Origin of the sequence: Micromonospora rosaria, from assembly GCF_001567585.1 — a bacterium.
Classification (GTDB): Bacteria; Actinomycetota; Actinomycetes; order Mycobacteriales; family Micromonosporaceae; genus Micromonospora; species Micromonospora rosaria.
This window is the reverse complement of the sequence record NZ_LRQV01000015.1, coordinates 38,609-53,462: the sequence shown is the minus strand read 5'-3', so window position 1 is coordinate 53,462 and position 14,854 is coordinate 38,609. Positions and strand designations below refer to the sequence as shown.

Here is a 14,854-nt window from a genome sequence, read left to right as displayed (position 1 = left end):
ACAAGGTCGTCCGGCCGCGCCGGCGTAATCAGCCCAGCCTCGCTCATCCGAGCGCTTCCTTCCGGGCCGGGTGGCGGATGCCGGCGCCGGGTGGCGGATCAAGGGTCGTGACGTACGGAACGCCGGTCACGGTGGCCTCCTGCATGGCGTCGAAGATCTCCAAGATCATTCGTTTGGTGCGGTATTCGCCGTACGCTTTCTCGTCGCGCTCGCGCACCACCTTGAAGGTGTTCATGATGTAGTCGACGTCGTCACGGGTCACGCCGTAGAGGTGGAAGTAGGCGGCGTCGAGTTCCGCCCGCAGCGTGGCCCGCCGGGAACGATCCCACACGAACGGCGGCCCATCGTCTCCCAACTCGACGGCATAGCCTTCCAGGTCGTACGCGGTGTAGCTCAGTTCAAGCACCCGAGGCGTGATCCAATCGCTGAGGCTGGCTGCACCAGACCAAGGCGATTCCTGTGCGTATATTTCAGGCGGCAGGATGGGAAGCTGCCGCATGAGGAAATACTTGAATGATGCTCCCGTGGCTTTCTGCCGTGCCGTAAAATCCAGAACGAACGCACTCAAGTTGGCCTGGAGTGCGGCAACGGGTTGATGTTGGGCGCGAGCGAGAAGGAATTTGTCGCCGACGGCCGTCCGGGGAATCACCGTCGAGATGATGGTGCGCTCGTCGACACTGCGGGCGATATCGCGCCAGCCGAGGAGCCAGTCGTGCGGCCATGCGGGTTTGCCTCGTTCGGGATCACCAGCGAGTTTCTCTTCGACCAGGGATTCGGGTACCCAGTAACGGGGTTTTACGCCGAGGGATGGATCGGCGTGTGCGGCGTCTTCGAGTCGCGGCAACGTGCCTTTGTTTAGCTGCTCCTGTGTGGCACCTTCGTATGTAGAAAACCGGTGGTCATAGTGATGAGCTAGCTTGGCCTCGTAAAGCGGCAACAGATTCTCGCCGTCTTTTGTGAACCGATTTCCTTCTAGGATCCAACCGGATTCCATCGCTACATCAGCATTGATGAAGTGCCGGGATCCGGTGGCCATGTTGAACAGACCTTGAGCGAAAGAAACGCTCCATGGGTTACCCAGGGGATCTTGGTCTCGCCAGAGCACAGGAATCCGATTGTAGATTCCGATGGTGATCTCGGCATCGCGACGCGCGACGAAGACGGGGCAGGTTCCAGTGTTCGGATTTAGGCGAAGGATCTCGTCGGGTGTGATCGTGTAGGAGCGCTCGGCGATCTGCCGAGCCTGTCGTGCCCGGAATGCCAAAACCGCTTGCCCGGATGGTCGGCCGGAAAGCACGAGAAGCGCGAACCGATATTGGTTGTGCACGCTGGGAAAGACTTTTTCCTCGTTCTCGAAATCGAAGATGGCAACCAGGCTTCGACGTTCCACTAGGTCGCGGAAGTAATGCTGCGTCGTCGCATCCGTCGCGATTCCGGTGGGAACGATGATGCCGAGCCGCCCGATCGGGCTCATTAGCGATCGAACTGTTTCGGCGAACACTGCGTAGGTATTCAGGCGGCCGGACGACGTAAGCAGATAACGGTCGGAGTATCTAACAAATGCGGTAACGCCTTCGATTCGGCGGCGCTCCTGCCGATACTTCGAAAAGAGAACAGGGTCTTCCTCGGCAAGTGCATCGATCAGCAATTCGCGGGCTGCATCGTTGGCTGCCTCCGCGATTGCAGGATCACGCGACGCGAAGAACTCCTGTTTGTTCACCTCGATCTTTTCCCAAGGTGGGTTACCGAGGATGCACGAGAACCCGCCGTCCCAACCTTGCGCAGTGGTCTCGATGGTGGTCTCGTCGACCCGGAAAATCTCGGGGAATTCGAGGTGCCAGTGGAAGAACCGGTACTGCGCGGCGAGGTGCTGGGCGTACCCGGTGAATTGGTCGTTGGTCCTGTCGAGAGGGTCGGCGGCGATGGCGCGCATGATGGCGTTGGTGGGTGGTTCGGGCACCGGGTATTCAGTGCCGGGGACGCGGGCGGGCATCGGCCAGACGAACGCGGCGCACCAGGTGTCGGCGTGGCGGTGTTTGGCCTGGTAGGCGTCTGACTGTTCGTGTTCTTCCCAGCGGGCGGCTTGGGAGCGGATCGCGTTGACGTCGTCGGGCAGGTCGAGTAGGGCGGCTCGCTGTGCGGCGAGGTCGGCGTTCGAGACGTCCGGCCCGCTGCTGAAGACGAATGCGTCCTGGGCGTATCCACGTTCGTTGCCGGCTTGGATCTCAAGTCTGACGGTGGCTTGCGCCTTGTTGTTCTTGCGGACGGCGGCGGCGGTCGCTTTGTCGTCGCCGTCGAGCTCTTTGAAAGCGCCGTCGGGAAGATCCCTGTGCAGGAGGGCCGGGGTGGCGCCGAGCAGGGAGTTGCCGATGCGGATGCGGGCATCGAGGAAGCCGAGGGGTTTTCCGGGTTCGAGGGCTTCCATCCAGAGCGAGACTTTGGCGAGTTCGGCGGCGAGGTCGTTGAGGTCCACGCCGTAGATGCAGTTGCCGGCGACTTCGCGTAGCGCGTGCTGGACTTGGGCGGGGGTGGGTTCATCGTCGCCGGAGCGGACTTGGGCGAGCCGGCGGGCGATGCGGCGGGCTGCGGCGACGAGGAAGTGGCCGGAGCCGCAGGCGGGGTCGCAGACGGTCAGGGCGAGCAGCCGGGTTTCCGCGTCGGCGGGATTGGCTGCGCCGGTGAGGGCCTCGTCGAGAAGCGGGTCGAGGGCGGTGTCGAGCAGCGCGGAGACGAGGCTGGGCGGGGTGTAGTAGGAGCCGGTGGTTTTGCGGTCGTTGCCGGAGATGGTGACGAGTCGGAACACGCGGTCGGTGAGGTCGAGGCGAGGGACGAGTTCAAGCAGCGATTCGTAGACGCTGCCAAGTTCCTCGGCACCGAGGTTGTGGTAGTCGACGGGTTGGATCCGTTGTCCGGGCAACGCGACCCAGGCGAGTTTGCGGATGGCGCTGAGCAGGTCTTCGTTGGTGAGTTCGCAGCCGAGCAGTGGGTCGAAGGGCAGGCCGTCGAGGGCGGGCAGGTGCGGGTCGGGGTCGAATAGCCCGGCCAGGGCGGGTAGGCCGAGGCCCGGATGTCCGTCGCCGCCGAGAGCCCGCAGTACGAGGCGCTGGGCGTGCCAGAGGTCGGGATGAGGGCTGCCAGCGCGGCTGCGGGACAGCCGGCGCAGGCGGGCGGTGGAGAAGTATTGCTGATACCGCTCTCGGGCTTGGGTGGCGGCGTCGGGGTGCAGGAGAGCGTTGCGGTCTTCGGCGACGAAGCAGAACAGCAGCCGGTAGACGAGGCGCAGCAGCGCGCGGTGGTATTGGGCGGTGCTGAGGTTTCCGTCGCGAAGGGCGGTGGTCAGCGGCTGGTTGGCGGGGTGGCGGATGAAGCCGGTGCCGAGTGCGGCGAGGGCGTCGGCGACGCCATCGCGGAGCCGTTCGAGCAGCCGGGTGCCAGCGTCGGCGGCTTCACCGCGCCAGATTTCGAGCCAGCAGCCTGCCGGTGTGGTGGTGCCGGTGTCGTCGGGGCGCTGTTCGAGCCGGGAGACGTGGCAGAGCTGCCAGAGCAGCAGGAATTCCGGGTACAGCTCGCCGTCGAAGATGGTTTCGAGGTCGAATTCGAGGTAGGCGGATCCGGCGAGGGCGGTGGAGTCGCGCAGCAGCCGCAGGCGTAGCCCGTTGGAAAGGATGCCCCACAGGTGGTCGTCACTGCGGTTGAGTAGCTCTTGCAGCATGGCCTGCGGGGCGCGGGCTGCGCCGGGCAGGTCGGGGTTGCGGTGGTTCAGGTCGGCGGTGGGGCCGAGCAGGTGGATGGGCACGTGTTGCCAGGCGTGACTGACCGGGTAGTTGCGGTCGTCGATGGTGTAGCCGCTGGGGAGGGCGGGGACCTGGCCGTAGCCGAGTTCGCGGAGCAGAACGAGTAGCCATCGTTGTTGGGCGGCGGTGGTGCCGTGGGCTCCGGGTGCCTGGGTGGCGGTGTGTTCGCGCCAGGCGGTCCAGGCGCTGCGCAGGTAGGACCAGGCGCGGCTGGCGGCGTCGCGGACGGTTTCTCGTCCGATGAGGTGGTAGGAGGCCGGGGTGAGGCCGGCCGGATTCTTGAGTTCTCCGGCTTGGATGCGGGCCAGCAGGCCCGGTGGGACGACACCGCCGACGGCGTGGATGGCCTGGAGTCCGGGACTGCTCACGCGGTTGCTCCCGTTTTCGGGTGTGCGGGGCGGTAGAGGTAGACGCCGAGGACGTCGACGGGGAGTTGGGGTTCGACGCTGAGGCCCCGGATGCCGAGCGCTCCGGCGCGGTCGCCTCGGGCTGCGGTGCGGACCCGGACGTGCGCGTCGCGCAGGGAATCGGCAAGGTCGTGGGCGATCTGGTTGAGGTGGCCCGTGATAGTGGGCAGGGCGGAGAGGATCCCGGTCATGATGTTGCGGGCGATGTCGGGGCTGAGGTTGTGGTCGGGCCGGGCGGCGAGCAGGATTTCGACTGCGTCACGGGCGAGCCACTGCGGATCGGACGGCTTGCCGGTGAAGGCGAGTGGGCGGGCTTCCTCGGCGACCTGGGTGTGCGGGCCGTGGCGGCCGGGGAGTGTGAGACTGGCGCGGATGCGGGTCAGCAGTAGCACGGTCGGGGTGGTGACGGCGTCGGTGACGATGACTCCGCACCGCCGGGCGGGCCGCGCCTCGGCCGGCAGAGCGGGGTCAAGAGCGGCGTCGAGAACATAGCGGGCGATGCCGGCCGAAGTGCTGTCGGTGCGGGTCAGGACGGCAGCGCCGCGCGGGGCGGGAAGGTCCCGGTAGAACGGCATGGCTTTGGCAGGTTGGCCGAGGGCATCGCGCAGACCGACGGGCAGGCCGGTGGGTTCGACGGTGAATCCGTACGGTTCGCGAGTGAGGATGCCGCCGCACTCCTGTAGGGCGGTGGCGACGAACCCGGCTACGTCGTCGGGGCTGCCGAGTGCGGCGCGCATGGCCTCGACCTCGCGGCGTACTTCGTCGGGGCGGATGGTGTGGTGGGCATAGCGGCTGCGACTGCGGCGTTCTGCCTCGGCGCTGCTCTGCCAGTCGAATTCGAGTTGCCGGGTTTCGGGCAGATCGAGTTCGAGGGTCTCCTGAACGTAGGTGGCGCCGCGTTTCATGACCCCATCCAGCAGGGCGGTGAGGACCTGGTCGCTGGTGGCCGGGACGGGGACGCTGATGCCGAGATCGCGGCGGATCGCCTCGTGCTTGCGGATCAGGACGTCCATGACGATCCGATCGATGACGTTGTCGGCACCGAAGAGGGTGACCGCGCGGACAACGTCGCGGGGCTGGCCGAACCGATCGACGCGACCTTCGCGCTGTTCGTGGCGGGTCGGATTCCAGGCCAGGTCGTAGTGGACCACGGCCTGGAAGTCGTGTTGCAGGTTGACGCCCTCGGAGAGACAGTCAGTAGCGATGAGGATCTTGTTGGTGGTGCCGGCCCGATCGGCGAGGTCCCGGACCCGGGCGGCGCGTTCCTCCGGGGGCAACTCGCCGGTGACCACCTCGACGACGGCTTTCGGGAATACCTCCATAAGGTGGTCGGCGAGGTAGTGGGCGGTCGGGATGAACCGGCAGAACACGATAGGGTGGAAGCCGTCCTTCAGCAGCCGTTTCACGGTGGCGGTGACCAGCGCCAGTTTGGTGTCCAGGCTGTTACGTCGTTTGGCGTCAGGCTCCTGCGCGATGGCCAAGGCCTGGCTGCGCAGATCATTCAGCCGGTCTGCGGCACTGCTGCCGGGGCTGTCGTCGACGACTGCTCCGGGTACGGCGTCGGCGACGTCGAGCGCGTCGTCGTTCATCAGGTCGAGCACCAGGGCGGCGCCGGTGGTGTCAGCCGCCTGTTCCGTGCTGGTGCCGGCGGACGCGGCCCGGGTGGTGAGGGTGGCCGCCGCCGCGGCGGGTGAGGAGGCGAGCGAGCGCAGCAGCGACAGGGCGGACCACCATCGGATGCGTTGCTGTACGCGGCTGCCGCTGCGGTCGGTGATCTGTCCCTGGACGTAGCCGAGGACGTCGTCGAGCAGGGTGCGGTATTGCGGCGACAGGTCGTAGGTGCGTTCGTCGGTGGCCCGGTCCGAGGGGAACTTCGTGTCGGCGCCGAGGTATTCGCGGATGTCGGCACGGCGGCGTTGCACCATGCGGGAAGCCAGGGTGCGCCGGCCGGTCTCGCCGGCCAGGTCGATGTCGCGCAGGGCCGGGTCGAGCAGCCCGATCAGGTTGCGAAACGTTTCTTCCTTGCCGCTGTGCGGAGTAGCCGTTACCAGGATCAGGTGCCGGTGAGCGTCGGCGGCGAGGTCTTTGAGCAGCCGGTACCGCTGGGTGCGGCCCCGGCCTCCGGCTCCGGTCTCGTCGCTGACGCAGGCGTGTGCCTCGTCAACGATGACCAGCTCCGGTGCGGCTCGCAAGAAGTCGTCGCGGCGCATGTCCGACTTGATGTAGTCGGTGGAAACGATCGTGTAGGGGTATCGCTCGAAGATCGACTGCCCGTACTCCAAGCCTCTTTCCAGACGGCGGACGGTCCCGGGTAGGACCGGTTGGGCCACGATCCCGAACTTCGCCTGCAACTCCGTCTGCCACTGCTCGGCGAGGCTGGGTGGGCACAGCACCGTCATCCGGCGGGCGCTGCCCTGCGCGACGAGTTCGGCGGCGACCAGGGCGGCCTCGACTGTCTTGCCGATGCCGACGTCGTCGGCGATCAGCAGCCGGGTGGTCTCCTGCCGCAACGCGAGTAGCAACGGCACGAGCTGGTACGGGCGTGGGTCGACGGCGAGCGAGGCGATGCTGCGGAACGGGCCGCCGCTGGCCCGGAAACCGATCCGGAGCGCATCGCGAAGCAGGCGGGCGCTGCGGTCGTCGCCGAGATCGGTGGCGTCCGGTGCGGAGAAGGTGGCGTGCGCGACGCCCTCCTCGACGAACACTCCCGCGATGTCGGCGTCACCCCCGGCAAGCGGCCTCAGGATCAGAAAGTCGGGGTCGCTGCCGGGCAGCACCACCCACTCCCGGCCTCGGGCGCTGACCAGCGAGCCGATTGGGAAGCCGGGCTGCGCCGGCAGGGAGATGGCGGTCATCGGCTGGCCTCGCCGAAGACGCCCGGGTTGGCGCGCACGACGCCGAGCACGTCGTCGTTCGCGTTGATGTGGATCACGTTCCAGCCTCCGAAGATCAGGGGTTCGGTGTCCCGGCTGCTGCGTCCCTCGAGGTCGATGAGGACAACGGTGGGTACGGCAGCGTTCGGGTAGACCCACTCGGCCTTGATGCCTTCGATCTCCACATCGGTCTGGCTGGGCAACACGTAGCCGTGCTTGCGCAGCAGCCGCAGCAGTCCGCCGAGCGCCCCGGACTCATTCACAGCTGCCTCGTGGACGTCTGTGCTTCGTCCGGCGGGAGGGCGTTCGTCGACCGGCTGGGTGCTCGCCTCGGCGAGGCGTCGCAGGGCAGAAACGATGAGGCGACGGTCGATCTGCTCGTGGACGAGCTGGTTGCCGTACGACAGCAGGCATCGGTAGCAGCCCCGTACACAGGCATCGACTTCCTCGGCTCCGGTGGCGGGGTCGACATGGATGATCTGCAAAGCCTCAATGGCGATACGCCGCAGAGCGTCCGGTTCTGACTGCAACCTGCGCAGCACCCCGGCGCCGCCCTCGGCCGCCTCGACCAGCAGGACTCGGCCGCGGTCGTCGGCGTCCGGCAGCAACTCGCTGGACAGCTCGGCGTCCTCGAGCTGGAATACCGCCTCGATGCCCCGCTCGACGGCGTACTGCAGAGTGATCGCTTCCTCGACGCTGACCGGCTCGGCCCACCGCAGCACCATGATGTTGCGGCGATCCTGCACGTACGGGGTGATCAATGCTTTGCGGTTGACGTCCTCGAAGCCGGCTTCCATCTCCTCGTCGGACGAGTCGGCCTCGGCGGTGCCTTCCTTCTCCGACAGCCAGCGCCCTTTCACCAGATCGAGCCAGAAGCCGTGGGTGTCCTTGTTCTTGCGGGCACGACGGCCGAGGTTGGTTACCCGGATCTCGGCGGCGTCGCCGTACGCCATCGTCGCCACCGGCATCAAGTCGGCGGTGAGGACCTCGGCCACGAGCCGTCCCGGCCGCCCACCGCGCGGCACGAACCGGTAGGTGGTGCGCAACTCGAACCCGATCCGGTTGCGTTCCTCCTCGTCCGCGCTGATCCGCTCACGCCGCCGGGTGATCACCGTCTGCATCTGCAACAGGTCCCGCCATGTGGTGCTGAGCCGCTGTCCGCAGTTCTCGCATACTTCGATACCGACCTGGCGAGGATGGTGATAGCCGCACGCGTCACACACCCGGGCTGAGGTGCGGACCACTTCGCCGCTGCCCTGGTCGTCGCCGCCGCGCGGCAGGCTGATCCTGGTGACCTGATAGCGGGCGCCCTCGTGATAGATCAGCGCCCCCGGCCCGAACTCGGAAACTGCGAGGAACCGGGGCCGCTGCAACCAGGTGTTGCCCCTGCCTCGGTTGCCGGGCACATACGCCGCCAGCGGCAGCCGCGGAAACGAGTATCCGGGCAGGAACCCTTCCGACGCGAGGTACCGGTAGGTATAGAAGTCGCTCTGCCCGGCGTCGTCGGACTGGTTCAGCAGCAGCTCGATACGTTGACGCGCCTCCCGGTAGCGCTGGTCGGCGTCTTCACGGACCTGCCGGGAGACCGTCGCATCGGCGGCTAGCTCCGTCGCCGCCTGCCGTTCGGCGTCGGCCGTGGTGTAGAGATCCCGCCACCGTCCGCATGCCGCGTCGAAGGTGTCGAACGCCGCGTCGACTACCTCACCGACCCAGTTCGGCGACCACCAGGCAGACTCTTCGAGCGCCGGGTGCAACGGACGCAGCAGCTCCTGCGCGGCATGCCGGGCCGCCGTCGCGACCTCGGGCAGCCGCAGTTTCGCAGCCAGTTCCGGACGCACCGGCTGCTGCGGCAGGTCCAGCGCCAGCACCTCGGCCATCGACCGGTCCAACCGCACGCCGGTCTCGGCCATCCACACCGCGTGCACATGGGAGCGGATCAGGTCCTCATTCGCCAGGTCCAGCCGGGGCGCCTGAACCTGCCCGGACACCATCAGGTGGGATCGCTCGAAATAGTACGAGTCGTGGCTGTTGCCGCTGGCACAGTACGTGACGACCAATGCCGGCTGGCCCGACCGCCCCGCACGACCGCTGCGCTGAGCGTAGTTCGCGGGCGTGGGCGGAACATTACGCATCCCGACCGCGTTCAGCGACGAGATGTCGACCCCGAGCTCCATTGTCGGCGAGCAGAACAGCAGCGGCAGCGCTTTTCCCTCCCGGAACTGCTGCTCGCGTTCCTCCCGGGCCTCCTGACGCACCTGCGCGGTGTGCTCGGCCGCTCGCAGCCCGGCGAGCTGGGAACCCACATCGAGGTAGAGGTCGCGGAAGAACGGCACCACCCTTGGACGCTGATCGGCCTCGAACCGGCGCCGAACAGGGTCCGGCGCGCCCGCTGTGCCCTCACCGGCCCGCAGCAGCATCGCTGACGACTTCATCCGGTAGGCGGTCTCGCCCCGCTCGATGATCTTCGCCAGCACGCCGTGTTTCTCCAGCAACTTCATTAGCGCTGCGATGACGTCATCGGCCACCGCCGGTGACAGCTGCTTCCCGAACCGGTCCTTGTGCCGCAGCCATCGACCAAAGCTGCCCAGCCCGGACAGGAACAGCGAATGCCGGGGCCGATACTGCCCACCTCGACCCGGGATGGCCAGCCCGATCACCGGGTCCGGTTCGGTATCGGGAACGGTCCACAGACCGGTCAGATGCTCGCGGCTCAAACGGCGCAGCCGGTCCACGAACTCCGGCGTCAGCGCCTCCGCATCGACGGCCAACACCCGCCGCATCTCGTCTAGCAGCACCCGCATGACCTCGTAACGTTGGCCCGGCTCCGCCTCGACCAGCAGCTTGTGCGTGCCGTTCCACTCTTCCTCGCTTTCGGACAGCGGCACCAGCAACGGGTAATCGATCACGAGCAGCCCCGACTGCTCCAGGTTAGGCAACGTAACCCGCCAGCCACGCTGGATGTCGCGCAGCACCCGGAACTCGACAACCGCGCGCAGGGCACGTTGCGCAGTGCGCAGATCCAGCGACTTCGGCGCCAACGCAAAGTCGCCCGGCTGCAACCCCAGCCGCCGGGTAACTTCGACGCCGATGTCGAGTGGGTCCAGACCGTCGTCGCCGGCCGCCGCAGCCCGATGCAGCGCCGCACGCAACTGCACCACGAGCGCGAAATCGTTGAAGTGGCCCGCCTGCAAACTGGCATCCTGGCGGTTGTCGACGAACGTCAACAGTTTGCGGGCGTCCAAACCCAGCGCGGCTTCCGGCTGCCCCCGCAGCGCCCGCACGACACTGGCGGCCACCACCGTCATCGCGCTGCTGCGGCCCTCCCGATCCAGGGTGACGAGCTTGCCGAACTCGTTGCTGCGGACCTGCTCGTACGACACGCCACATCTGAGGCAGAACCGGAACGCACCCGGCATCCAGGCCGCGATCACCCCGTCGACATCGCCGGCGGCATCCGCCAGCTCAGCGGTGCCGTCGGCCGCCGCCCGATACCGGACCGGCACGTCACGCCGTCGCGCCGGCACGATCTCGTGACCAGCGTCGTCGGCCCCTAGCCACGACACCGGCAGACGGCCCGCCGCCACCGGATCGGCCGGCCACTCCCGATCCGCCGACACGAACAGATAGCCGTCATCGCGGTCGGTGATCCGCAGCCCGTGACGGGCCCTGAACACCGCCCTCTTCAGGTGACTCTGCCGCCGGACGATCAGGTACTCCTGACCGCATTCACGACAGAACGCCAGCGGATACAACCGCCGCTCCGGACTGCCTGGTAACACAACCTGGAACGTCGTCTCGATTTCCCTGGCCGCGACAGGCTCCAGGGTGGAATAGACTGTGCCGCCCTTGGACAGGAACTGATGCAGCCGGAAGGCGAACAACGGCCGGCCGGTTTCCTCGTCACGGGCACGCGACCCCGCCAGCAGTGTCGCCCGGATAGCAGTGGCACACTCGGAATCCGGACGGCCGGTGATCCCGGACAAGACCGCTGCCGCGTCGTCGACCTTCATCGGCGTCTGCCGCACCAGACGGCCGCTCTCCGGCTCAGGCCGCACCCCAAAGTTGTCCTCAATCCACGAAGCCAACGGATCCGAGCCGAGCCGCTCATATCCGGCGCGCAACACTGGATCGTCCGACTCGGCATCGCCGCGAGCGGCAACCGCCGACGCCAGCGCCGCCGCCGACGCGTCGCGGGTGGTGGTCGCCCGCACCAGAGTCTCGGTGATCACATGATCCGGAATGACCGGCGCTCCGAAGATTCGGGAGGCCACATCGGCCACCTCGATCTGCTGCCGGGCCACCGTGTCCGCGTTGGCCATCGTCGCCGACGTCCCCACGCACTGCAATGACTGCCCCGCACCGCACGCATCGCGGACACGGCGGACCAGCATCGCCACGTCCGCACCCTGCCGGCCCCGATAGGTGTGCAACTCGTCCAGCACCAGAAACCGCAAGCCGTGCGCTGCCTCTACCAGTGGGCGCCTCTCATCCGGCCGAGTTAGCACCAGTTCCAGCATCACGTAGTTCGTGAGCAGGATGTCCGGCGGGTTCCGCAGGATCGCCCTGCGCTCATCCTCCGTCTCCTGGCCGGTGTACCTGGCGAACGTGACCGGCGGCCGGCCGCCGTACCCGAACTCCAGGAACTTGCGCATCTCCTCCCGCTGACTGTTCGCCAGCGCGTTCATCGGATACACCACGATCGCCCGGACGCCCTGCCCGGCGCCCTCCCGCAACACGCGATCCACGATCGGCACCATGTACGCCAACGACTTACCCGACCCTGTGCCCGTGGTCAGCACGTACGACGACCCGGTCCCGGCCACCCGCACCGCATCACTCTGATGCCGATGCAGCGTGATCGGTACCGAACCCCGATCCTCCGGCGCCTTCTTCACCCGGAAGATGCGCGAGCACTCCTGATGCAGCAAACCTTCACGAACAAGCTCGTCGACACGACCCCCGGACGCGAAGGACGGATTCAACGACGACCACGGCGCCGGCCACTGAGCCCCCCGAGCGCTCTCCTGCTCCACCCGAGCCCGGATCCGCTCGTCGTGGACATCCACGAAGCCCTCGCTGAAGGTGCGGTAATCCTCGATCAGTCGACGATGAACCTCGAACGCGTCCAAAACTCGCCTCCCGACCGCACCGATGCCGACAGCCCATTGGATCAGACAACCTCCAACACCAGCAGCCACGGGCTGTCGGCCAGAAACCGAGAGCTACCAACCAAATCCCGGCAATCCGGGCGCGCCCAGCCCACAAGTGCAGACCGAAACAACTATCAAAGAGCCTTTTCCAAGCTGATCTTGCAGGTCAGGGCGGGTGTGGCGAGCCCGGAGGTCGATGAGGGCAAGGCTCCAGGTAGGACAGCAGTCGACCAAGATCCGATGCTTCGACCGGGAGCCTCGCCTTTGCTGTCTTACCCTTCCGCGATCCCGCTGTCCAGCCGCACCCTGAACCACCTCGCCGAGCGCATCCGAGCGCACCGCAACCAGCGGCGATCCCGGTGGCGACGTCCCAACCCGGGCCGGCAGGCGCTGCTCGCCCTGGCGCACCTGCGCAACTGTGACACCGACAACCGCCTCGCTACTGGCTTCACCGTCGGTGTCGCCACCGCCTGGCGCCGCGTGCAGGAAGCGATCACGCTCCTCGCCGCGGTCGCCGAGGACCTCGCCACGGCGATGCGGCGCATCCGCCGCCTGGCGTACGCGATCCTGGACGGCACCCTAATTGCGATCGACCGCGTCGCAAGCCAGAAGCAGTACTACTCCGGCAAGCACAAGCGCCACAGCGTCAACGTACAGGTCATTGCCGACGCGGCCGGCCGACTCGCCCTGGGCCTCACCGGCACTGCCCGGTTCGACCCACGACCTCACCGCCGCCCGCACCCACCGCATTATCGACGCACTGACCAGCGCGGACGTGACCTTCGTGGACAAGACATCCGATGGGTATAACTGTCAAGTTGCGGCGGGGGCTTCGGCCGGAGTCGGGAAGGCCGTTGTTTCTCGGTAGCGCTCCCGTGTCTTCAGGCAGTGGTGCAGGCAGCCGAGGAAGCGATTGAACAGGTGGCGGAAGGCGGCGGCGTGGCCGTCGCCGGTGATTCGGCGCCGGTCGTAGTGGGCTCGCGCGCCGGGCGACAGGTTGAGCGCTGACAAACCCCAGGTGAAGCCGACAGCGGCGAGTCGGTCGTTCTTGATCCTGCGTTGAGAGACGACCAGGCTGCGGCCGGAAGCTCGCGTCACGGGTGCCGCCCCGGCGAAAGCCTTCAGCGATCGGGCATCGGCGAAGCGGGCGCGATCGTCGCCGATCTCGCCCAGCAGCCGGGCGCCGGCCTGGGCTGCGATGCCGGGGAAGCTGGTGATGATCTCGTAGTCCGGATGCTGCTGGAACGCTGTCTCGACGGCCGCCGCCAGGTGTTCGATGCTTGCGCACTCCGTGGTGAGCGTGGCCAGCAACCGCAGTGCTTGGACGCCCATCGCGTGCTCGACGAGCGGATCCTGACGCAGTTGGGGCCGGCGCAGGATGGCGTGGAGTTCGGCGGCGACCTCGTCGATGTTGCGGGAACGGCCGGCCCGGCGCAGCCTGGCGGCGATACGGGCTTTGGACAGCGTGGCTGCTGCGGCGGGTGTCGGGGCGAGCTCCAGCAAGGCCCGGGTCAGTGGTGTGGCCAGGTTCCCGCTGCGGTTGGCGGCGGCTTCGAGCATCGCCGGGTAGTACTCGCGCAGCAGCGACCGCAGCTCGTTGCCGGCCCGGGTGCGCCGCCACGTCGCGTCCTGGCAGGCACGAGCGAGGACGGCGATCGTGCGGGCGAGTTCGGTGTCGGCGGGCAGCGGCCGGTGCACATGCATGTCCGTACGCAGGATGTTTGCCAACACGACCGCGTCGGCGTGGTCGGATTTTTTGCCCGACGCCGAGTAACGTTCCCGATAGCGGGCGACGGCCATCGGGTTGATCGGGTAGACCGGGCGGCCGGTGGCGCGCAGCGCTGCGACCAGCAGCCCACGCGGGGTCTCGATCGCTACCGGGATGAGGCAGCCGCTGCTGTCGCCGACATCGGCCAACATCGCCAGAAGCGTCTGGAGGCCTTCGACAGATTCGGTGATGCGGGCCTTCGCTACCAGGGTGCCGTTCTCGTCGACGAGCGCGATGTCGTGGTGCTTCTCGGCCCAGTCGATGCCGCACGTGACCTTTAACATGTCCTCCATGCTGGGTTTTGGTCTGGTTCTTGCCCTGGTCGGGATCGCGCGGCGCCCTAATGGAAAGGCTCGATGGCCTGACATCCGATGAGCCGTCCTTGATCCCAGCAACCGGCACGGCTCCCCGTCTTACGTCGAGGGCTCCTGGCCCCGAATGACCGAGGGATGCTCCGTGCTGGCGGGCTCGAACCACGAACAGATCCAAGCGGACCCGACCCTGCAGAGCGGGCCGGACCCGCCGCAGCTCCCGCCTTGTCATGAGGCGTCAAGCGCCGGGGATACCAAAGGAGTCGCGACAAGCCCGACCCACTCTGAACCCATTAGGGCTACCAAGGAGCCCACGGCAGCGTGCGCACACCGTTCAAGCGGCGCCGCTACCGGCCGAAGCTGTCACCCCGGCAGAAGACGATCAACCGGACGCACGCCAGGATTCGCGTTCGCGGCGAACGCGCGATCGCCACCCTCAAGACCTGGAAAATCCTGAACAAGCTGCGCTGCTGCCCACAGCGGGCAACCTCGATCGTCCAAGCCATCCTCGTCCTGCACCACGTCGAAACCAACCGCTACCCAGGATGAAA

At 67.2% G+C, this 14,854-nt stretch carries 4 protein-coding genes and 2 pseudogenes; 2 read left to right on the top strand and 4 right to left on the bottom strand.

Annotation, left to right across the window (positions count from 1 at the left end; genetic code table 11):
- Positions 1–43 precede the first annotated feature (43 nt).
- The 3 genes from AWW66_RS07105 to AWW66_RS07095 are packed head-to-tail and all read right to left on the bottom strand — an operon-like array spanning position 44 to position 12,203.
- A complete protein-coding gene (locus tag AWW66_RS07105) occupies positions 44–4,162 on the bottom strand; it encodes an Eco57I restriction-modification methylase domain-containing protein (RefSeq protein WP_067361508.1) in 4,119 nt (1,372 codons plus the stop codon).
- Positions 4,159–7,056 carry a helicase-related protein gene (locus tag AWW66_RS07100; protein ID WP_067361505.1) on the bottom strand — a complete coding sequence of 966 codons (2,898 nt, stop codon included), beginning with the start codon at positions 7,054–7,056 and terminating at the stop codon, positions 4,159–4,161. Before AWW66_RS07100 ends, AWW66_RS07105 begins: the two co-directional genes overlap by 4 nt.
- Positions 7,053–12,203 carry a DEAD/DEAH box helicase gene (locus tag AWW66_RS07095; protein WP_067361503.1) on the bottom strand — a complete coding sequence of 1,717 codons (5,151 nt, stop codon included), beginning with the start codon at positions 12,201–12,203 and terminating at the stop codon, positions 7,053–7,055. The genes AWW66_RS07100 and AWW66_RS07095 overlap by 4 nt, the downstream gene beginning before the upstream one ends.
- Positions 12,204–12,488: 285 nt before the next feature.
- On the opposite strand from AWW66_RS07095, the pseudogene AWW66_RS07090 reads away from it, so the two are divergent.
- Positions 12,489–13,029: pseudogene (locus AWW66_RS07090) on the top strand (transposase family protein); the annotation flags it as partial.
- An 8-nt stretch (positions 13,030–13,037) separates the two neighbouring features.
- Here the strand turns inward: AWW66_RS07090 and AWW66_RS07085 are convergent.
- Entirely contained in the window at positions 13,038–14,276 is a 1,239-nt protein-coding gene (locus AWW66_RS07085) for an IS110 family RNA-guided transposase (RefSeq protein ID WP_067361571.1), read from the bottom strand.
- 324 nt (positions 14,277–14,600) lie between these two features.
- Here AWW66_RS07085 and AWW66_RS32495 point away from each other — a divergent pair.
- A pseudogene (locus tag AWW66_RS32495) lies at positions 14,601–14,852 on the top strand (transposase family protein); the annotation flags it as partial.
- Positions 14,853–14,854: the final 2 nt, after the last annotated feature.